We start from the raw sequence: 20,916 nt of genomic DNA, 5'->3' as shown, positions 1-20,916 counted from the left end.
TCTCGGAGCTTCCTGAGATCGATTGGGAGCTTCTGGTACGGCGACTTGGCCTGCCCGGAGGGACTCGAACCCCCGACCTGCTGCTTAGAAGGCAGCTGCTCTATCCAGTTGAGCTACGGGCAGTGAGGGGGTGACCCACAAAAGAATGGTCGGAGCGGCGGGATTCGAACTCGCGACCTACTGGTCCCAAACCAGTTGCGCTACCAGGCTGCGCTACGCTCCGATCGGCGCGCATTGTACCCAGCAGATGAGGCACTTCAGGCGTTGATCTGCGCCCAAGTTTTCTCGAGGCGCTTCACGCTCACGGGGTGGGGCGTGCGCAGCTCCTGTGCGAAGAGGCTCACGCGCAACTCTTCGAGCAGCCAACGGAACTCGTCCAGGCGCGCATCGCGCACACCGCGACGTTCGGCCAACAGACGCAGGAAGCGCTGCTCCAGTGGCCGCATCTCGGCCAGGCGCGTGCTGTCGCGTGCGGGGTCGGCTCGCAGCTTGTCCAGGCGCATGACAATGCCTTTCAGGTAGCGCGGCAGATGGGCCAATTGGGCCCAAGGGGTCTCCAGCACGAAGCGCTTGGTGACGAGGCGCATGAGCTGCGCCTGGACGTCGTCCGCCACCTCCTTGGGCGGCCGGGCGTCTTTCAGTTTGCGGGCCGCGGCCGCGAATTCGGTCAGGATGGCCAGCGCACTGCGCGCGACCTCGTTGGCAATCAACGTGAGGCGACCTCGGCCTTCGTCGATGCGCTTGCGGAAAGCCTGGGCGTCGGTGGGCAACGGATCGCCAAGGAACGCACGGTCGAGCGCGAGGTCGATGATCTGCTGGCGCAATTCGTCGGCCGTGCCGAGTGGCATGAAGGCAACGGCCATCTTCTGCAGATCGGGGATGTTCTTTTCGAGGTACTTGAGCGCGTCCTTGATCTGCAGTGCAACCAGTCGCCGCAGGCCGGCACGGTGCTTGGCCGCGGCGATGTCAGGTTCGTCAAACACCTCGATCAGCACGTGGTCGCCCTTGTCGATCAAGGCCGGGAAGCCGACGAGGCTCTGGCTGCCGCGTTTCACTTCCATCAGTTCCGGCAGCTCGCCGAAGGTCCAGTCGGTGTAGCGGGCATCGGCTGCCGAGGACGGCGACGGCGCAATTTCCGCCTTCACCGGCGCATGGGGCCGCTTCACTTCTGCGGCCGGCACTTCGGGCTCTGCGGCTTTCGGCACGCTGGGTCGCAAGGCGGCGAGCGCCTGGAAGGCCGACCGCGCCTGCCCGCCCAGCTCGGCCTTGAGGCTTGCCAGATTGCGGCCCATCGCCAGTTGGCGGCCGTGCTCGTCGACCACGCGGAAGTTCATGAACAGGTGCGGCGGCAACTGTTCCAGCTTGAAATCGTTGCGCTGCACCGCGAGCTGGGTGTGTTCGCGCACCGCCTTCAGAAGGGCATCGACCAACGACCCCTGCGCAAACGGCGTGAGTTCGCAGAACTCGGACGCGTAGTCCGGCAAAGGCACCAGGCGCGACCTTGGTCGTTGGTGCAGGCTCTTCACGAGCGCAAGCACCTTGTCTTTCAGCATGCCGGGCACCAGCCACTCGCAACGTTCGTCGCTCACCTGGTTGAGCGCGAAGATGGGTACGGTCACCGTCACACCGTCCTTGGCATCGCCCGGCTCGTGCAGGTAGCTTGCGCTGCAGTCCACGCCGCCCAGCCGGATGGTCTTCGGGAAGGCCGAGGTGGTGATGCCCGCGGCCTCGTGGCGCATCAACTCCTCGCGCGTGAGCAGCAAGAGCTTCGGCTGGCGCTTCACTTCATCGCGGTACCAGCGCTCGAGCGTGGAGCCACTCACCACGTCGGCCGGCAGCTGCTGGTCGTAGAAGGCATAGATCAGCTCGTCGTCGACCAGCACGTCTTGCCGGCGCGACTTGTGCTCCAGCTCTTCGACCTGCTGGATGAGCTTGCGGTTGGCGGCGAGGAACGCCAGGCGCGTCTCCCATTCGCCATTGACCAGCGCCTCGCGGATGAAGATCTCGCGGGCCGCGGCGGGGTCAACGTTGCCGAAATTCACCCGGCGGTTGCTGTAGACCACGATCCCGTAGAGAGTTGCCCGCTCGAGCGCCACCACCTCGCCGGCCTTCTTCTCCCAGTGCGGCTCCAGCAACTGCGTCTTCAGGAGGTGCGCGCCGACGATGGGCAGCCATTGCGGCTCGATGTTGGCAATACCGCGGCCAAAGAGACGCGTGGTCTCGACCAGCTCGGCCGCGACGATCCAGCGGCCCGGCTTCTTGCTGAGGTTGGCGCCGGGGTGCTTGTAGAAGCGGATGCCGCGTGCCCCGAGGTACCAGTCGTCTTCGTCGCTCTTGAGGCCGATGTTGCCGAGCAGGCCGGCCAGCATCGCCATGTGCAGCTGGTCGTAGGTGGCCGGCGAACCGTTGAGGCGCCAGCCGTGCTCGGCCACCACGGTGTGCAGCTGGGAATGGATGTCGCGCCACTCGCGCACGCGGCGCGGCGAGATGAAGTTGTCGCGCAGCAGTTGCTCCTGCTTGCGGTTCGACAGCTTGTGTTCGCCCTGCCCACCCCGGCTGTCTTCGAGCCACTTCCACAGCTTGAGCGTGCCGACGAACTCGGACTTCTCGTCGTCGAACTTCTTGTGCGCGTTGTCGGCGGCCTGCTGCTGCTCGATGGGGCGGTCGCGCACGTCCTGCACGCTCAGCGCCGAGGCGATGACGAGCACTTCGGCCAGCGCCTGGCGATTGCGCGCTTCGAGGATCATGCGGCCAACGCGAGGGTCGAGCGGCAGCTTGGCGAGTTCACGGCCGGTGGCGGTGAGTTCGTTCTGGTCGTCGACCGCGCCCAGTTCGTTGAGCAGTTGATAACCGTCGGCCACGGCGCGCCGCGGGGGTGGTTCCAGAAACGGGAAGTCTTCCACCAGCCCGAGGCCCAGCGACTTCATGCGCAGGATCACGCCCGCCAGCGAGGAACGCAGGATCTCGGGGTCGGTGAAGCGTGGGCGCTCGTTGAAGTCCTTCTCGTCATAGAGCCGGATGCAGATGCCGTTGCTGACTCGGCCGCACCGGCCGGCACGCTGGTTGGCCGCAGCCTGGCTCACCGGCTCGATCTGCAACTGCTCGACCTTGTTGCGATAGCTGTAGCGCTTGACCCGAGCGGTGCCGGCATCGATCACGTACTGGATGCCGGGCACGGTGAGCGACGTCTCGGCCACATTGGTCGCGAGCACGATGCGCCGCGCACTGTGGGGCTCGAAGACGCGGTCCTGCTCCTGTTGCGACAGGCGCGAAAAGAGCGGGACTACCTCCACACCCGGCGGGTGGTGGCGACGCAGGTGATCGGCGGCCTCGCGGATTTCCCGCTCGCCCGGCAGGAAGACCAGCACGTCGCCCGCGCCTTCGCGCCAGAGTTCGTCGACGGCATCGCCGATGGCGTCGTTCAAGCCGTATTCACGGCTCTCTTCAAACGGGCGGTAGCGTTGCTCGACCGGAAAGAGCCGCCCCGACACCATGATGACCGGCGCCGGTCCATGGCGCGACGCAAAGTGCCGCGCAAAGCGGTCGGCGTCGATGGTGGCCGAGGTGACGATGATCTTGAGATCGGGCCGGCGCGGCAGGATCTGTCGCAGGTAGCCGAGCAGGAAGTCGATGTTGAGGCTGCGCTCGTGGGCCTCGTCGATGATGAGCGTGTCATACGCCTTCAACAGCGGATCGGTCTGGGTCTCGGCGAGCAGGATGCCGTCGGTCATGAGCTTCACGCTCGCGCCGGGCTGCAGGCGATCCTGGAAGCGGACCTTGTAGCCCACAACCTCGCCCAGCGGCGTCTTCAGCTCGTCGGCAATGCGCTTGGCCACGCTCGATGCCGCGATGCGCCTTGGCTGGGTATGGCCGATCAGCCTGCCGGTGTTCGCGCGGCCGCGGCCCATCGCGAGCGCGATCTTCGGCAGCTGGGTGGTCTTTCCGGAGCCAGTTTCGCCACACACGATCACGACCTGGTGCTCGGCAATCGCGCGCTCGATCTCCTCGCGTTTGCCCGAGACAGGCAGCGATTCCGGAAAGGTGACCGGGGGCAAGGGATTGGCCTGCGGGGGCGGTCGGCCGCCGCGAGATTTCGCGTCTGTCGTCAAGGGTCGTCGTGCAAAATCGCGGATTATTTCAGCCTCCCGCCAGTGGCGCGCGCATGGACCTCATCTTTCCGCACACCTTCGTCCCGTGGTTCCGCTCGGTTGCGCCGCACATCCACGCGCACCGCGGCAAGACCTTCGTGGTGGCGATCGCCGGCGAGCTGATCGCCGCCGGCAAGCTCACGGCCTTCGCACAAGACCTCGCGCTGATGCAGGCCATGGGCGTGAAGCTCGTGCTGGTGCATGGCTTCAGGCCCCAGGTGGAGGAGCAATTGCTGGCCAAGGGCCATGTTTCGAGCTTCAGCCACGGCATGCGGATCACCGACCCGGTGGCCCTCGACTGCGCACAGGAAGCGGCCGGCCAGCTCCGATATGAGATCGAAGCGGCGTTTTCGCAAGGCCTGCCCAACACGCCGATGGCCGGGGCCGCGGTGCGCATGATCTCCGGCAACTTCATCACCGCGCGGCCGGTGGGCATCGTCGACGGTGTGGACTTCCAGCACACCGGCCTCGTGCGCAAGATCGAAGCCATCGCCATCCGCCAGAACATCGACGCAGGTTCGCTGGTGCTGCTGTCGCCCTTCGGCTTCTCGCCGACCGGTGAAGCCTTCAACCTCAGCATGGAAGACGTGGCGACCAGCGCGGCCATCGAACTGCAGGCCGACAAGCTGCTGTTCGTGACCGAAGTGCGCGGCATCCCGCAAGACCCCCATGCCGGCGACCCGCGCGACGAAGACGTCGAGATCGACCAGGAACTCTCACTCGCCGAGGCGGAGAAGCTGCTCGCGCAACTGCCCAACCCCACGCAACCGACCGACACCGCCTTCTACCTGCAGCACGCCGTCAAGGCGAGCAAGGAAGGCGTGGACCGGGTGCACATCCTGCCCTTCAACGTGGACGGCGGCGTGCTGATGGAGGTGTTCACGCACGACGGCATCGGCACCATGATCGTCGACGAGAAACTCGAAAGCCTGCGCGAAGCGACGGCAGACGACATCGGCGGCATCCTGCAGCTCATTGAACCGTTCGAAAAGGACGGCACGCTCGTCAAGCGTGACCGCACCGAGATCGAACGCGACATCGACCACTACACCGTGATCGAGCACGACGGCGTGATCTTTGGTTGCGCGGCGCTCTACCCCTACCCCGAAGCCAAGACGGGCGAGATGGCGGCACTCACGGTGAGCAACAGCGTGCAAGGCCAGGGCGACGGCGAGCGCATCCTGAAGCGCATCGAACAGCGTGCCAAGGCCATGGGCATGACCAGCATCTTCGTGCTGACCACACGCACGATGCACTGGTTCATCAAACGTGGTTTCGCGCAGGTCGACCCCGATTGGCTGCCCGAAGCCCGCAAGCGCAAATACAACTGGGACCGCCGCTCCCAGGTGCTGGTCAAGAAACTGGCCTGATGGCCAACGAGATTCTCAAAATCAAAGGAGTACACAACATGGCTCGCACCATTCAATGCGTCTATCTGAAGAAGGAAGGCGAAGGCCTGGATTTCGCCCCATACCCGGGTGAACTCGGCAAACGCATCTACAACGAAGTCAGCAAGGAAGCCTGGCAACTGTGGATGAAGCACCAGACCATGCTTGTCAATGAAAACCGATTGAATCTCGCCGACCAGCGTTCGCGGCAATATCTGGCCCGCCAGATGGAACGATTCTTCTTCGGCGATGGCGCCGAGCAGCCTGCGGGGTATGTTCCTCCGGCGGCGTAACGGGTTTCTGCACGTTCCGGCAATACTGCGACATCCTCCAAAAGGGGGAGCTCAGTCTCATTCGACCCGACGTGCAAATTGACGCAGACGCCCGGGAGTTTCTCGGCCATAAAATCGCCCGGCGATATATCGGCCGCTCAATTGGAGATTCTCATGTCATCGTCACTTCAAGACCTGCTGGCAAAACGCGCGGCCCTCGAACAGGAAATCGAGGCCACCCAAAAGCGCGAGCGCCAGGACGCCATCGCCAAGGTCAAAGCGCTGATGGCCGAATACGGTCTGACGGTCGCCGACCTGAGCACCAAAGGGCCGGGCACGAAGGCGGGCGTCAGCAAAGGCACGAAAGTCGCCCCCAAATATCGCAACAGCGCCACCGGCGAAACCTGGAGCGGCCGAGGGTTGCAACCCAACTGGTTGAAGGCCGCGATTGCCTCGGGCAAGAAGCTCAGCGACTTCGCGATTTGATGCCGGGGTGAGGCTTCGGCGAGGCCCTAGACTGGCGGGGTGATCCCGCCCAGCTTTGTCCAGGAACTGCTTTCCCGTGTCGACATCGTCGAGGTCGTCGGCCGCTACGTCCAGCTCAAGAAGGCGGGCATCAACCACAAAGGCCTCTGCCCGTTCCACGGCGAAAAGACGCCGAGTTTCATCGTCAGCGCCAGCCGGCAGACTTACCACTGCTTCGGCTGCGGCGTACACGGCAATGCCATCGGCTTCCTGATGGAAAACGGTGGCATGGGGTTCATCGACGCCGTGCGCGACCTCGCGCAACAGGTCGGCCTGACCGTGCCGGAAGACGACCGCTCACCGCAGGAGCGAGAGCGCGCCGCCGAACTCAAGCAAAAGCAGGCGACGCTCAACGACGTGCTGGCCAAGGCGGCCGATCACTACCGCAAGCAGCTCAAGGGCAACCCCCGCGCGGTCGAGTACCTCAAAGGCCGTGGGCTCACGGGCGAAATCGCGGCAGCGTTTGGCCTGGGCTATGCCCCCGACGGGTGGCGTGGCCTTGCTAGTGTCTTCCCGCACTACGACGACCCCCTGCTGGAAGAAAGCGGCCTCGTGATCGCTCAGGGCGACACCGAAGAAGAGCGCAAGCGCTACGACCGCTTCCGTGACCGGATCATGTTTCCCATCCGCTCTGTCCAGGGCGAGGTGATCGGCTTCGGCGGCCGGGTGCTCGACAAGGGCGAACCCAAGTACCTCAACTCACCCGAGACGCCGGTGTTCGTCAAAGGCCGCGAACTCTATGGTCTGCACGAAGCGCGCGGGGCGATCCGCCAACGGGGCTACGTGCTGGTGGTCGAGGGCTACATGGATGTGGTGGCATTGGCGCAGCTGGGTTTTCCGAACGCAGTGGCCACGCTCGGCACCGCCTGCACGGCCGAGCACGTGCAAAAACTCTTCCGCTTCACCGAGTCGGTCGTGTTCAGCTTCGACGGCGACGCCGCCGGCCGGCGGGCAGCAGGGCGAGCCCTGGAAGCCTCGCTGCCACACGCGAGCGACATCCGCAGCATCCGCTTCCTCTTCCTCCCACCCGAACACGACCCTGACTCCTACGTGCGAGAGCACGGCACCGAGGCGTTCGAGGACTATGTGGCGCAAGCCGTCCCGTTGTCGCGCCAGCTGGTCGAAGCGGCCCGAGAAGGCGTGGATCTCGACACCGCGGAAGGCCGCGCCAGGTTCCTCGCGAATGCCAAGCCGCTCTGGAGCGCCCTGCCCGATGGCGCCTTGAAATTGCAGCTGCTCGGTGAACTCGCCCAGATGGCCGGGCTGGCAGGTCCGGACCTCGCGCGCCTGTGGCAATCGGCCGGAGCCCCTCGCCGCAATGCACCCGAGGGTCCACCGGCGAGCAGCACCACGACTCAGTCGCCCCGGGGCAACCCTCGGCCACCCCGGTTTGCCGGGCGCGCCGCCCCGGCCCGCAAGGAAGACACGGCCCTGCGCATGCTGCTCTTGCACAGCGAGTGGTGGCAGCAACTCGATGCAGACGATCACGAGCTGCTTGCCGAGCTGCCTGCGCCCCACGGGCCACTGTGCGCGTGGCTGGAGCGTCATTTGCACGACCAGGGGAAACCCCCTGGGCCGTGCTGGAACAAGCCCTGCGCGACACCGAATGGGCGGAAACGGTGGCCCGTTGGATGCCCGAGAGCGTGCTGGCCGACGAGATCCGGTTCGCCGACCTGCGCCGCGTGGTGGACAGCCTGCGCATCGACGCCCTGAAAGACGCTCAACGCGCCTTGATCGAGCGCGCCGGCACCGACCCGGCGGCCCTCGCCCGCTGGCGAGAACTCGACACCCGCATCCGCCAGCTGAGCGCCGCCCAGACCTCTTTGACGTAAAGCCCCTCTTCGCCGATAATGGAGAGTTTGTTACGCGGCAAGAGTGACAGCAGCACCTCCGGTCCCCGGCCACCCTTTGATCCAGGGTCCCCACACAAGGCCAACCTTCCCCGCAAGGGCTGCGCTTCTTTCGATGGTCACGCCAGCTTGTCCGCACACGGCTACTTCTTGTCGGTTTCGACCGCTTTGAAGTGGCTGCGCCATGCCAGGCCTTTTCGTCGCCCTTGAACGAACGGTTCCAACCTGCATCTACGCCAGGTTCGGTTCGTCGTTTGGTGCGCCTTCGAGGCCTCGGCACCAAGCCGTGACGCCCATCACCACCCGAGGATTTGCATGACCGCGAAGAAGAGCGCTCCCGCGAAGGCAGCCCCCGCTGCGCCCGCCAAGGCTTCGAAGGCAGAAGCCGAAGACAAGAAGAAGACCAAGGCCGCGGCTGCGCCCGCAAAGCCTGCCGCCAAGGCGGCTACGCCTGTCGAAGCCAAGGGCAAGCCGGGCCGCAAGCCCAAGGCCGGCGCCGCCAAGAAGGAAGAGGTGCCTGAAGAGGACTTCTCCGACATTGAGGCCGACCTGCAGGGCGAGCCGGAAGCCGAAGCCGACACCGGCGACAAGGCCGCCAAGGCCAAGCCGCTGCGCATGAAGGTGTCGCGCGCCAAGGAGCGCGCGCTGATGCGCGAATTCGGCCTCGATGAGACCGCGCTCACCGAAGAGGAAGTCACCAAGCGCCGCCAGGAGCTGAAGACCCTCATCAAAATGGGCAAGACACGTGGTTTCCTCACACACCAGGAAATCAACGACCACCTGCCCGAGAAGCTGGTCGACGCGGAAATCCTCGAAGCCATCGTGTCGATGCTCAACGACATGGGCATCGCCGTCTATGAACAGGCGCCAGACGCCGCCACCCTGCTGATCGCCGGCAGCGGTACCGCCACGGCGACCGAAGAAGAAGCCGAAGAGGCCGCCGAAGCCGCGCTTTCCACGGTCGACTCCGAATTCGGCCGCACCACCGACCCGGTGCGCATGTACATGCGCGAAATGGGCACGGTCGAGCTGCTCACGCGTGAAGGCGAAATCGAAATCGCCAAGCGCATCGAAGGTGGCCTGCAGGCCATGATGCTGGCCATCAGCGCCTCGCCCACGACCATCGCCGAGATCATGGCCTACGCCGACAAGATCGGCGCCGGCGAGATGCAGATCTCCGAAGTGGTCGACGGTTTCGTTTCCGAAGACGAGGCCGACGACTACGTGGCCGAAGAAGACGTCGACTTCTTCGACGAGGAAGACGACGACGACGGCAATGGCGGCAGCAAGGCCCTGACCAAGAAGCTCGAAGAACTCAAGAGCGCCGCGCTCGTGAAGTTCGAGAGCCTGCGCACCAACTTCGACAAGATGCGCAAGTCCTTCGAGAAGGAAGGCTACCAATCGCCGGCCTACAACAAGGCCCAGGCTGCCATCAGCGAAGAGCTGATGACCATCCGCTTCACGGTGAAGACGATCGAGAAGCTGTGCGGCATCCTGCGTTCGCAGGTCGACGACGTGCGCCGCTACGAACGCGAGTTGCGCAAGATCCTGGTCGACAAGTGCGGCATGCCGCAGGAATACTTCGTCAAGCATTTCCCGCCCAACCTGCTCAACCTGAAGTGGCCGGAAAAGGAAGCCGCAAGCGGCAAGCCCTACAGCGCCATCCTCACGCGCAACCTGCCCGCCATCCAGGAACTGCAGCAGAAGCTGATCGACCAGCAAGCGCGCGCCGTGGTGCCTCTGGAAGACCTGAAGGAGATCAACCGCCGCATGAACGAGGGCGAGAAGTCCTCGCGCGACGCCAAGAAGGAAATGATCGAGGCCAACCTGCGCCTCGTGATCTCGATCGCGAAGAAGTACACCAACCGCGGCCTGCAGTTCCTCGATCTCATCCAGGAAGGCAACATCGGCCTGATGAAGGCGGTCGACAAGTTCGAATACCGCCGCGGCTACAAGTTCTCGACCTACGCCACGTGGTGGATCCGCCAGGCCATCACCCGCTCGATCGCCGACCAGGCGCGCACCATCCGCATCCCGGTCCACATGATCGAGACGATCAACAAGATGAACCGCCTGTCGCGCCAGCACTTGCAGGAGTTCGGCTTCGAGCCCGACGCCCCGACGCTGGCCGAGAAGATGGAGATCCCCGAGGACAAGATCCGCAAGATCATGAAGATCGCGAAGGAGCCGATCTCGATGGAGACCCCCATCGGCGACGACGACGATTCGCATCTCGGCGACTTCATCGAGGACACCAACAACACCGCGCCGATCGAAGCTGCCATGCAGGCCGGTCTGCGCGATGTGGTGAAGGACATCCTCGACTCCCTCACGCCGCGCGAAGCCAAGGTGCTGCGCATGCGCTTCGGCATCGAGATGAGCACCGACCACACGCTGGAAGAGGTCGGCAAGCAGTTCGACGTGACCCGTGAGCGCATCCGCCAGATCGAAGCCAAGGCGATCCGCAAGCTCAAGCACCCGAGCCGTTCCGACAAGCTCAGAACCTATCTCGACAACCTCTGATCGCCTGAAAAACCTCGAAGCCCCGGCCCAATTCGCCGGGGCTTTTTTCATGTGGAGTGCCATAAACTTCACACATGACGCAGATTCTTCAGCGCACGGTCCTCTTTGCCGACCTGCGCGGCAGCACGGCGCTGTATGAAACCCTTGGCAATACCGAGGCCACGACCGTGGTCACGCGCAGCGTCTCCCTGATCGCGCAGATCGTCTCCACCTCCGGAGGCGTGGTTGTCAAGACCTTGGGCGACGGGCTCATGGCGGTGTTCGCCGATTCCACAGCTGCCGTGGTGGCGGCCGACGAGATGCACGAGTCGCTCGAGCGCATCGTGCCGCCGTCCGGCCAACGCAACGTGCCGGTGCTCAAGCTGCAAGTCGGCCTCGCCCACGGCGAAGTGGTCGAGATGTCGGGCGACTGTTTCGGCGATGCGGTCAACGTCGCTGCCCGCCTGCTCGACCATGCCGGCGACAACGAAACACTCGCGACCGCCAGCGTCGTGGCCGGCCTGGCGTCCGACCTGCGCGAGCGCTGCCGCAGCCTGGACAAGGTGCAATTGCGCGGCCGCGTCGAGCCGGTGCACGTGTACCTCATTGAAGGCCGTCGCTTCGGCGACACCGCCGCCACCGCCTATGGCGAGTTGCTGCCGCAAGCCGAGCCCGAAGGCATCCGCCTCGTCTGGCTCGACCTCAACCGCGTCTACGCCGGCCCGAGCCTGCCGGTGGTGCTCGGCCGCAGCCCGCAGGTCACCTACTGCATCGACGACTCGCGCGTGTCGCGCTCGCATGCCCGCATCGACTGGCACGGCGGCGCCTTCCAACTGACCGACCTCAGCTACAACGGCACGTATGTGCGCTTTTCGAACGGTGCCGAGATCGTGGCACTGCGCCGCGGCACCTGCACCTTGCACGGCTCGGGCCTGATCGGCCTGGGTGCCACGCTCACCGACCCCACCGCGCCCTGCGTGCGCTTCGAGATTCTCAAGTTCGCCGATACCCAGCCGCAAGACGCGCTGTAGGCTGGGAGTCGCATCATTTTTCGTGCATGACTGCGCGGAGCTCGCGCGGTTCGCTCGGGTGAATTTCGACCATCTCCGCTACAGTCCTCGCCATGTTGCGGGCCGACTTTCGCCTCGTTGACGTCGCTTCGGCGACGCGCTGAACAGCGCCCGCTGCGTCCATGGCCAACAGTACCGTCGAGGCCAGCCGCGAAAGCACCTTGCACGCGGTCAGCAGGCTCGGCGGTGCCCCTCAAGAAGAGTCTCGACACCCTGGTGCGGCTGCTGGCCCGCCAATCGTCGGACGGATGGGTCTGGCTCGCCTTGCTCGACCAGGACCAGCGCCCTCATCTCAAGGCCCACAGCGGCCCCGCAGAAGCGAAGCTGCCGCTCGTGGCGACCGAACTGGCGCTGACCCTCGTCGCCGACGGCAGTCCCCCTCCAGCAAGGCACCGGGCCGTCCGGCGAAAGCTGGGCCGCTTGCCGCGTTGTCGCGCAGCAGCATGCGGTCGGCCTGCTCGGTCTCGTTCATCCGAACCACCCAGTCGACGACAACCTGCTCGCCGCGCTGCGCGAGGCCGCCGCGCTGGCCGGCGCGATGCTCGACTCACGTCTCAAGGAAAGCCTCTGGCGCCACCACGCCGAGCGTGTGCGCGAGGCCAGCCTGTCCAGCACCGACTGGCTCTGGGAAAGCGATGCCCAGGGGCGGGTGCGCTGGGTGTCGTCGGGCGTGCAGACCCAGACCGGCACGCCACCCAACCTCGTGATCGGGCGCACGCTGCAGCAGATCAACGAGCCGGTCGAGAACGACCCCACCAACTCCTGGGCCCGCTACCAGGAGGCACGTTCGCGTCTGGAGCCCTTCCGCGACGTGCTGGCCCACCGCCCTTCGCCCACCGGCCGCATCACCGTGAGCATCAGCGGCACGCCGGTGTTCGACGAAACCGGCGTCTTCCGCGGCTACCGCGGCACCACCAGCAACGTCACCGAGCGCATCGAGGCGCAGAGCGCCGCGCAAGCGGCCGAGAGCCTCTTGAACGAGGCCATGAACAGCCTCACCGCCGGGGTGATGATCTCCGACCCGCAAGGCCGCGTCGTCATCGCCAACGCCGTGTGGCGCCGGCACATGGCCGAGTACATGCACGGCAACCCGACCTGGCCGGAGCTGGTGCAGCGCATGGCCGACGCGGGCCAGTACCCCGCCGCACAAGACCGCGACGACTTCGTGCGCTGGCGTCTCTCGCTCGCGTCGCCGCGCGGCGAACGGCACGAGATGCGCTGGAAAGACCACTGGGTCATCGTGAGCGACCGGCAGCTCAGCGACGGCAGCGTGGTGCATCTTTCCCTCGACATCAGCGACCGCAAGGAAGCCGAACTCGCCCTCGCACGCCAGCAGGAGCAGCTGCGCGAATCGCAAGACCAGTTGAGCGCGGTGCTCGGCGCCGTGCCCGACCTCTGGTTCGTGCTCGACGACGAAGGCCGCTACCTCGCCTGCAGCTCCGACAAGCACCCGATGCTCGTGCACTCATGGGAGAGCGTGCGCGGCCAGCCCTTCGACAGCGGCGTGCCGCGCGCCATCGCCGACCTGGCCTTGCCGGCCATCGGGCGTGCGCTGGCCTCTGGCGAGGTGCAGCGCATCCAGTACGAACTCACCACGCGCGACGGCGTGGAGCGCAGCTTCGAGGCGCGCATCTCGCCGATGCCGAACAAGCGGGTGCTCTACGTCACCCGCGACCTCACCGAGTTGCGCAACCTCGAACGCGACGTGCTGATCATGCAGCGCGCGCTCGAAGCCGAAGCATCGCTGTCGATGTGCGTGGCCGATGCCAAGCAGCCCGACATGCCGCTCATCTACGTCAACCAGGCCTTCGAGCGGCTCAGCGGCTACAGCCGCGCCGAGGCGCTGGGCCAGAACTGCCGCTTCCTGCAAGGGCACCTGCGCGACGAGCCGGGCTGCACCCAGCTCCGCGAAGCCATCGCACAGGGCCGCTCGGCCACCGTGACGATCCGCAACGTGCGCAAGGACGGCAGCATCTTCTCCAACGCACTGCACGTCGCCCCCGTGCGCGACGCGAGCGGCGAACTCACCCACTACATCGGCGTGCAGCGCGACGTGACCGAGCAGGCCCGCGCCGCCGACAAGCTGCGCCTGTCGGAGGAGCTGTACCGGTCGGTGGCGCTCGCGATCAGCGACGGCCTGCTGGTGGTCACGCCGACGCTCGGCATCCTCGCGGTCAACCCCGCCGGCTGCGACATCGTCGGCGCCGAGCAAACTGCGCTGATGAACGCGCAGGGCGATTCGTGGCCGTTCGAACTGCTCAGCCCCGACGCGACCCCGCTGCAAAGCGACCAGCACCCGGTGCTGCGCGTGATCGCCAACGACCAGCCGCTGGTCAACCAGATCCACGCGCTGCGCCGGCCCGACGGCCAGCAGCGCTGGGTGTCGCTCAACGCCCACCCGCTGCAGCTGCGACCCGAGGCGCAGACGTTCGCGGTGGTGCTGACATTCCGCGACATCACCCAGCAGCGCGCCTCCGAGCAGGCCCTGCGCGACAAGCAGGCGGCCGAACTGGCGAGCCACGCCAAGAGCGAATTCCTCTCGCGCATGAGCCATGAAATGCGCACGCCACTCAACGCGGTGATCGGCTTCGCGCAGCTGCTCACCCTCAGTCCCACCGGGCTGGACGGCACCACCGTGCGCGACTATGCCGGCCACGTGCTCGAAGCCGGCGAGCACCTGCTGGCGCTGATCGACGACGTGCTCGACCTGCAGAAGATCGAGGAAGGGGCGCTCACGCTGCAGCTGCACCCGGTCGACCTGCACGACGCGGTGACACGCGCAAGCGAGCTCCTGATGCCCCTTGCACAGTCGGCCCAGGTTCGCTTCGAGCTTGCCGTGCCCCCCGCGACCTGGGTGCAGGCCGACATGCAGCGGCTGCGCCAGGTGCTGCTCAACGTGGGCTCCAACGCCATCAAGTACAACCACCCGGGCGGCATCGTCCGCTGGCGGCTCGACGCCCTGCCCGACCGCGTGGCGCTGTGCATCGAAGACACTGGCTCGGGCATGACCGAAGAGCAGATGAGCCGGCTCTTCCAGCCTTTCGAACGCCTCGGCCGCGAGACCTCCACCATCGAAGGCACCGGCCTCGGCCTCATCATCGCGCGCAGCCTCACGCAAGCCATCGGCGGCCGACTGTCCATCGTGAGTCGCGCCGGCCTGGGCACCAGCGTGCGCCTTGAGCTGCAGCCCACCAGCGCGCCGACAGTGGTGCCGGTCGTGGCAGCGCCCGCCGCCGTGTCGGTCCAGACGCGCGCCCTGCGCATGCTCTACGTCGAAGACAACCGCATCAACGCCATCCTGTTCGAAGAAGCGATGCGCCTGCATGGCGACCGCATCGAGCTGCGCGTGGCCGAAGACGGCGACCAGGCGCTGAGCATCGCGCGAGACTGGCCGCCCGAAGTGCTGGTGCTCGACGCCCACCTCCCCGGAGCCTCGGGTTTCGAAGTGCTGCGCATGCTGCGCGCGCTGCCCGGCCTCGACAACGTGCCCGCGTACATGTGCTCGGCCGACGCCATGCCCGACGACGTGAAGCGCGCCTACGAGGCCGGCTTCGTCGGCTACTGGACCAAGCCCATCCATGTGGGCACCATCCTCGCCGACGTCGAGCAGTGCCTGCAGCGCAGCCGCGGCACCGCCTGACCCCACCCCGAACCCCACGCCGGGGCGCCACGATAATCGCGGGCTGCCCGCCACCCCCGGCGGTGCCCCTCCACCACCCCGATGCCCGCACCCGACACCGCCATCCTGCTGTGCAACCTCGGCACGCCCGACGCACCGACCACGCCGGCCGTGCGCCGCTACCTGTCGCAGTTCCTGCACGACCCGCGGGTCGTGGAGATTCCGCGCGTCATCTGGTGCCCCATCCTGCACGGCATCATCCTGCGCACCCGACCGGCCCAGTCAGCCAAGCGCTACGCCAGCATCTGGACGCCCCAAGGTTCGCCCCTCACCGTCTGGTCGGACAAGCAAGCCAAGCTGCTGGGCGGCTACCTCGGAGAGCGTGGCCACCACGTGACGGTGCGTTTCGCGATGCGCTACGGCAGCCCGTCGATCCCGTCGGTGCTGACCGAACTCAAGGCCGCGGGGGCACGCCGTGTGCTGGTGCTGCCCATGTACCCCCAATACTGCGCCGCCACCACTGCCAGCGCTGCCGATGCCGTCTACGCCTGGGCGAAAAAGGAACGCGCCTTGCCTGAGCTTCGCTTCGTCAACCGCTTCCACGACGACCCGGGCTACGTCGACGCGCTCGCCAAGCGTCTGTCGGACCACTGGATGACCCACGGCCGCGGCGAACGGCTCGTGATGAGCTTTCACGGCATGCCGAAGCGCACCCAGCAGCTCGGCGACCCGTATTTCGACGAGTGCATGCAAACCGCCCGCCTCGTCGCCGCCCGCGCCGGCGTTTCGCCCGACAAGCTGGTCGTCACCTTCCAGAGCCGCCTGGGCCGTGCCGAGTGGCTCAAGCCCTACACCGAACCGACGCTCGTGGAGCTGGCCCGCCAGGGCGTGAAGAAGGTCGACGTGATGTGCCCGGGTTTCGTGGCCGACAACCTCGAGACGCTGGAAGAGATCGCCCAGGAAGCACGCGATGCATTCCTGAAGGCCGGCGGCACCGAGTTCAACTACGTCCCCTGCCTGAACGACCAGCACGAGTGGATGGCCGCCCTGGCCGCCCTCGCCCTGCGCCACCTGCACGGCTGGGATACCCAGAAGCCCGCCGCGGCCACCCTGCCATGAGCGACAAGGCGAGTTCCGGCGTGCGGCTCGACAAGTGGCTCTGGGCCGCACGCTTCTACAAGACCCGCAGCCTCGCCACCCAGGAAATCGACAAGGGCCGGGTGCAGGTCAACGGCCAGGTCGCCAAGCCGGCCCGCGAGCTCAGGCCGGGCGACCTGCTCGAGATCCGCCAGACGGCCCAGAGCGCCCGCACCATCAAGGTCGTGGCACTCAGCCACGTGCGTGGCCCGGCGCCTGCCGCCCAGGCGCTCTATGAAGAGACGCCCGACAGCATCGCCCGCCGCGAGGAACAGGCCCGCCAGCGGCGCGAGACGCCCGAGCCCGCCCTGGCCATCGAACAGGGCCGCCCCACCAAGCGCGACCGACGCAAACTGGCCGACTGGGACCGCTGGAGCGCGTCGGTCGACCCCGACTGACGCGCCGGCGACCCGGGTTACGAGAAAAAGTTTCGCCTTCGGCTCTTGAAAACCCCCGGGGCTCACCCACATGCCCCGCTTCGACAGGTAATCCGACCCATGCAGAACACGGACGACAACACCCAGGACACGGCCGCCACCGGCGCCGCCGACACCCAAAAGCCGGCCACCGCCGAGGCCTCCGCGCCCGCGGCCGCCGATCAGCCCTCCCTCGAATCGCGCTTGGCGGAGATGTCTGACGCCTACCTGCGCGCCAAGGCCGAGGCGGAAAACATCCGCCGCCGCGCCGAGGAAGAAGTCTCCAAGGCCCGCAAGTTCGCCGTCGAAGGTTTTGCCGAAAGCCTGCTGCCGGTGAAAGACAGCCTCGAAGCGGCCATCGCCATCCAGGCCGCCACGCCCGAGCAGCTGCTCGAAGGCGTGCACGCCACGCTGCGCCAGCTCTCGCAGGCGCTCGAGCGCAACAAGGTGATCGAGATCAACCCGCCCGCCAGCACGAAGTTCGATCCTCACCAGCACCAGGCCATCAGCGTGGTGCCGGCCGACCAGGAGGCCAACACGGTCGTGACCGTGCTGCAAAAGGGCTACCTGATCGCCGAGCGCGTGCTGCGCCCCGCACTCGTCACCGTGGCCGCGCCGAAGTAAGAGATCCACAAGCGTGCAGCCCTTGAAAAAGCACGCGGTTATCCACAACTCGAGAACAACCGAATTTCAGTCCAACGGACTTCAGGAGTAAACGAACATGGCAAAGATCATCGGCATCGACCTCGGCACCACCAACTCGTGCGTGGCCATCATGGAGGGCAACACCACCAAGGTGATCGAGAACAGCGAAGGTGCGCGCACCACGCCCTCGATCATTGCCTACCAGGAAGACGGCGAGATCCTCGTCGGCGCCTCGGCCAAGCGCCAGGCCGTCACCAACCCGCGCAACACGCTGTACGCGGTGAAGCGCCTCATCGGCCGCAAGTTCACCGAGAAGGAAGTGCAGAAGGACATCGACCTGATGCCCTACAAGATCTCGGCCGCCGACAACGGCGACGCCTGGGTCGAAGTGCGCGGCCAGAAGCTCGCCCCGCCCCAGATCAGCGCCGAAGTGCTGCGCAAGATGAAGAAGACCGCCGAAGACTATCTCGGCGAGACCGTGACCGAAGCCGTGATCACGGTGCCGGCCTACTTCAACGACAGCCAGCGCCAGGCCACGAAAGACGCCGGTCGCATCGCCGGCCTCGACGTCAAGCGCATCATCAACGAGCCGACCGCAGCCGCGCTCGCCTTCGGCCTCGACAAGGCCGCCAAGGGTGACCGCAAGATCGCCGTGTACGACCTCGGCGGCGGCACCTTCGACATCTCGATCATCGAGATCGCCGACGTCGACGGCGAGAAGCAGTTCGAAGTGCTCTCCACCAACGGCGACACCTTCCTCGGCGGTGAAGACTTCGACCAGCGCATCATCGACTACATCATTGCCGAGTTCAAAAAGGAACAAGGCGTCGACCTGTCGAAGGACGTGCTCGCCCTGCAGCGCCTGAAGGAAGCCGCCGAGAAGGCCAAGATCGAACTCTCGAACAGCTCGCAGACCGACATCAACCTGCCGTACGTCACGGCCGATGCCTCGGGCCCGAAGCACCTGAACATCAAGCTCACGCGTGCCAAGCTCGAAGCCCTGGTCGAAGACCTGATCGAGCGCACCATCGCCCCGTGCCGCACCGCCATCAAGGATGCCGGCGTCAGCACCAGCGACATCGACGACGTGATCCTGGTGGGCGGCATGACCCGCATGCCCAAGGTGCAGGACAAGGTCAAGGAGTTCTTCGGCAAGGAGCCGCGCAAGGACGTCAACCCTGACGAAGCCGTGGCCGTGGGCGCCGCGATCCAGGGCCAGGTGCTGGCCGGTGACCGCACCGACGTGCTGCTGCTCGACGTCACCCCGCTGTCGCTCGGCATCGAGACGATGGGCGGCGTGATGACCAAGATGATCAAGAAGAACACCACCATCCCGACCAAGTTCTCGCAGGTGTTCTCGACGGCCGAAGACAACCAGCCGGCCGTGACCATCAAGGTCTACCAGGGCGAGCGCGAGATGGCCGCGGGCAACAAGAGCCTGGGCGAGTTCAACCTCGAAGGCATCGCACCCGCACCGCGTGGCACGCCGCAGATCGAGGTGAGCTTCGACATCGACGCCAACGGCATCCTGCACGTGGGCGCCAAGGACAAGGGCACCGGCAAGGAAAACAAGATCACCATCAAGGCCAACTCGGGCCTCTCGGAAGACGAGATCCAGGCGATGGTGAAAGACGCCGAACTCAACGCCGCCGAAGACAAGAAGAAGCTCGAACTCGTGCAGGCCCGCAACCAGGCCGATGCGCTGGTGCACAGCGTGCGCAAGTCGCTCACCGAATACGGCGACAAGCTCGACGCCCCTGAAAAGGAAAAGATCGAAGCCGCGCTGAAAGATGCCGAAGAAGCCCTGAAGGGCGACGACAAGGACGTGATCGAGGCCAAGAGCGAAGCGCTGATGACCGCAAGCCAGAAGCTTGGCGAAAAGGTCTACGCCGACGCACAGGCGGCCCAGGCGGCGGCCGGTGCGGCAGCGCAGCCCGAAGCGGCGGCCGGTGGCGCTGCGGGCGGCGGCGCGAAGGCGGCAGCCGACGACAACGTCGTCGACGCCGACTTCAAGGAAGTGAAGGACAAGAAGTAATTCGGCCCACGGCGGCATCGCCGCTGCGAACTATTCCCCCGTGGGCTGGCGAAACCAGCACGCGGGGGATTTCGCGTTCAAGGGCGCCCTTGTAGAAACGACAGCGCAACACCGGCAAGCACCAGACAACTGCAGCACAAGCACATGGCAAAGCGTGACTACTACGAAGTGCTCGGCGTGGCGAAAAACGCCTCCGAGGACGACATCAAGAAGGCCTACCGCAAGCTGGCCATGAAGTTCCACCCCGACCGCAACCAGGGCGAGGGTGCGAAGAAGGCTGAAGAGCAGTTCAAGGAGGTCAAGGAGGCCTACGAGATGCTCTCCGAGCCGCAGAAGCGTGCCGCCTACGACCAGTATGGCCACGCCGGCGTCGACCCCAACACCGGCTTTCGCCCGGGTGGCCCGGGCGCGGAGGGCTTCGGGGGTTTCGCCGAGGCCTTCGGCGACATCTTCGGAGACATCTTCGGTGGCCAGGGTGGCGGCGGCCCGCGCCGCGGTCAGCAGGTCTACCGCGGCAGCGATCTCAGCTACACGATGGAGATCACGCTCGAAGAAGCGGCCCACGGCAAGGAGACGCAGATCCGCATTCCCAGCTGGGAAGAGTGCGGCACCTGCCACGGCACCGGCGCCAAGCCCGGCACGCATGCCAAGACCTGCCCGAGCTGCAATGGCCAGGGCACCGTCACCATGCGCCAGGGCTTCTTCAGCATCCAGCAGACCTGCCCGCATTGCCACGGGACCGGGCGTGTGATCCCCGACCCGTGCACCACCTGCCACGGCCAGGGCAAGACCAAGAAGACCAAGACGCTGGAAGTGAAGATCCCCGCCGGCATCAACGAAGGCATGCGCATCCGCTCGGCCGGCAACGGCGAGCCAGGCACCAACGGCGGCCCCGCAGGCGATCTCTATATCGAGATCCGCATCAAGCAGCACGACATCTTCGAGCGCGACGGCGACGACCTGCACTGCACGGTGCCGGTGAGCATCACGACGGCGGCGCTCGGCAGCACGATCGAAGTGCCCACGCTCGGCGGCAAGGCCGAGATCGACCTGCCCGAAGGCACGCAACACGGCAAGACCTTCCGCCTGCGCGGCAAGGGCATCAAGGGCGTGCGCTCCAGCTACCCGGGCGATCTGTATTGCCATGTGAGCGTGGAGACGCCGGTCAAGCTCACCGAGCACCAGCGCAAGTTGCTGCGCGAACTCGACGAGTCCCTCGCCAAGTCGCCCGACAAGCACTCGCCCAACGCCAAGAGCTGGACCAACCGGGTGAAGGACCTGTTCAAGTAAGCCCGACGGCTCAAGTCGG

At 66.0% G+C, this 20,916-nt stretch carries 14 protein-coding genes and 2 tRNA genes; 13 read left to right on the top strand and 3 right to left on the bottom strand.

Annotation, left to right across the window (positions count from 1 at the left end; genetic code table 11):
* Positions 1-46 precede the first annotated feature (46 nt).
* The 3 genes from LRS03_RS03820 to hrpA all read right to left on the bottom strand — a co-directional run bounded on the left by LRS03_RS03820 (position 47) and on the right by hrpA (position 4,109).
* Positions 47-123 (bottom strand) — tRNA-Arg (locus LRS03_RS03820).
* A 23-nt stretch (positions 124-146) separates the two neighbouring features.
* Positions 147-223: transfer RNA gene (locus LRS03_RS03815), tRNA-Pro, on the bottom strand.
* 34 nt (positions 224-257) lie between these two features.
* On the bottom strand, positions 258-4,109 hold the full coding sequence (hrpA, locus tag LRS03_RS03810) for an ATP-dependent RNA helicase HrpA (RefSeq protein ID WP_374684986.1): 3,852 nt from the start codon (positions 4,107-4,109) through the stop codon (positions 258-260).
* 53 nt (positions 4,110-4,162) lie between these two features.
* Between hrpA and argA the strand changes: the two genes are divergently transcribed.
* The 13 genes from argA (at position 4,163) to dnaJ (ending at position 20,897) form a co-directional block, all read left to right on the top strand.
* Positions 4,163-5,518, top strand: a complete 1,356-nt coding sequence (gene argA, locus LRS03_RS03805; protein ID WP_257823939.1) for an amino-acid N-acetyltransferase — start codon at positions 4,163-4,165, stop codon at positions 5,516-5,518.
* Between the two features lie 38 nt (positions 5,519-5,556).
* Entirely contained in the window at positions 5,557-5,829 is a 273-nt protein-coding gene (locus tag LRS03_RS03800) for an oxidative damage protection protein (RefSeq protein ID WP_257829395.1), read from the top strand.
* A 78-nt stretch (positions 5,830-5,907) separates the two neighbouring features.
* Positions 5,908-6,294 carry an H-NS histone family protein gene (locus tag LRS03_RS03795; RefSeq protein ID WP_374684984.1) on the top strand — a complete coding sequence of 129 codons (387 nt, stop codon included), beginning with the start codon at positions 5,908-5,910 and terminating at the stop codon, positions 6,292-6,294.
* Positions 6,295-6,333: 39 nt separating this feature from the next.
* Positions 6,334-8,046, top strand: coding sequence for a DNA primase (gene dnaG, locus LRS03_RS03790; RefSeq protein WP_308296386.1), 1,713 nt, complete (start codon positions 6,334-6,336; stop codon positions 8,044-8,046).
* Positions 8,019-8,165, top strand: coding sequence for a hypothetical protein (locus tag LRS03_RS03785; RefSeq protein WP_257829707.1), 147 nt, complete (start codon positions 8,019-8,021; stop codon positions 8,163-8,165). Before dnaG ends, LRS03_RS03785 begins: the two co-directional genes overlap by 28 nt.
* Positions 8,166-8,498: 333 nt before the next feature.
* Positions 8,499-10,706 carry an RNA polymerase sigma factor RpoD gene (rpoD, locus tag LRS03_RS03780; protein ID WP_257823938.1) on the top strand — a complete coding sequence of 736 codons (2,208 nt, stop codon included), beginning with the start codon at positions 8,499-8,501 and terminating at the stop codon, positions 10,704-10,706.
* Positions 10,707-10,780: 74 nt separating this feature from the next.
* Positions 10,781-11,716 (top strand): adenylate/guanylate cyclase domain-containing protein, encoded by a 936-nt coding sequence (locus tag LRS03_RS03775; RefSeq protein WP_257823937.1) that lies wholly within the window; start codon positions 10,781-10,783, stop codon positions 11,714-11,716.
* 577 nt (positions 11,717-12,293) lie between these two features.
* A complete protein-coding gene (locus LRS03_RS03770; RefSeq protein ID WP_257823936.1) occupies positions 12,294-15,395 on the top strand; it encodes a PAS domain-containing hybrid sensor histidine kinase/response regulator in 3,102 nt (1,033 codons plus the stop codon).
* 81 nt (positions 15,396-15,476) lie between these two features.
* The gene (gene hemH, locus LRS03_RS03765) at positions 15,477-16,493 is read left to right on the top strand and encodes a ferrochelatase (protein ID WP_257823935.1); all 1,017 of its coding nucleotides are present in this window, start codon (positions 15,477-15,479) and stop codon (positions 16,491-16,493) included.
* Positions 16,490-16,909, top strand: a complete 420-nt coding sequence (locus LRS03_RS03760) for an RNA-binding S4 domain-containing protein (protein WP_257823934.1) — start codon at positions 16,490-16,492, stop codon at positions 16,907-16,909. Before hemH ends, LRS03_RS03760 begins: the two co-directional genes overlap by 4 nt.
* A 99-nt stretch (positions 16,910-17,008) precedes the next feature.
* Positions 17,009-17,551 carry a nucleotide exchange factor GrpE gene (gene grpE / locus LRS03_RS03755; protein WP_257823933.1) on the top strand — a complete coding sequence of 181 codons (543 nt, stop codon included), beginning with the start codon at positions 17,009-17,011 and terminating at the stop codon, positions 17,549-17,551.
* Positions 17,552-17,648: 97 nt separating this feature from the next.
* Positions 17,649-19,607, top strand: a complete 1,959-nt coding sequence (dnaK, locus tag LRS03_RS03750; protein WP_257823932.1) for a molecular chaperone DnaK — start codon at positions 17,649-17,651, stop codon at positions 19,605-19,607.
* Between the two features lie 144 nt (positions 19,608-19,751).
* Positions 19,752-20,897 carry a molecular chaperone DnaJ gene (gene dnaJ, locus LRS03_RS03745; RefSeq protein ID WP_257823931.1) on the top strand — a complete coding sequence of 382 codons (1,146 nt, stop codon included), beginning with the start codon at positions 19,752-19,754 and terminating at the stop codon, positions 20,895-20,897.
* Positions 20,898-20,916: the final 19 nt, after the last annotated feature.

Source organism: Rhizobacter sp. J219, from assembly GCF_024700055.1.
GTDB lineage: Bacteria > Pseudomonadota > Gammaproteobacteria > Burkholderiales > Burkholderiaceae_C > Rhizobacter.
Note: the sequence above shows the minus strand (reverse complement) of the source record. Positions and strands in the feature narration are given on the sequence as shown.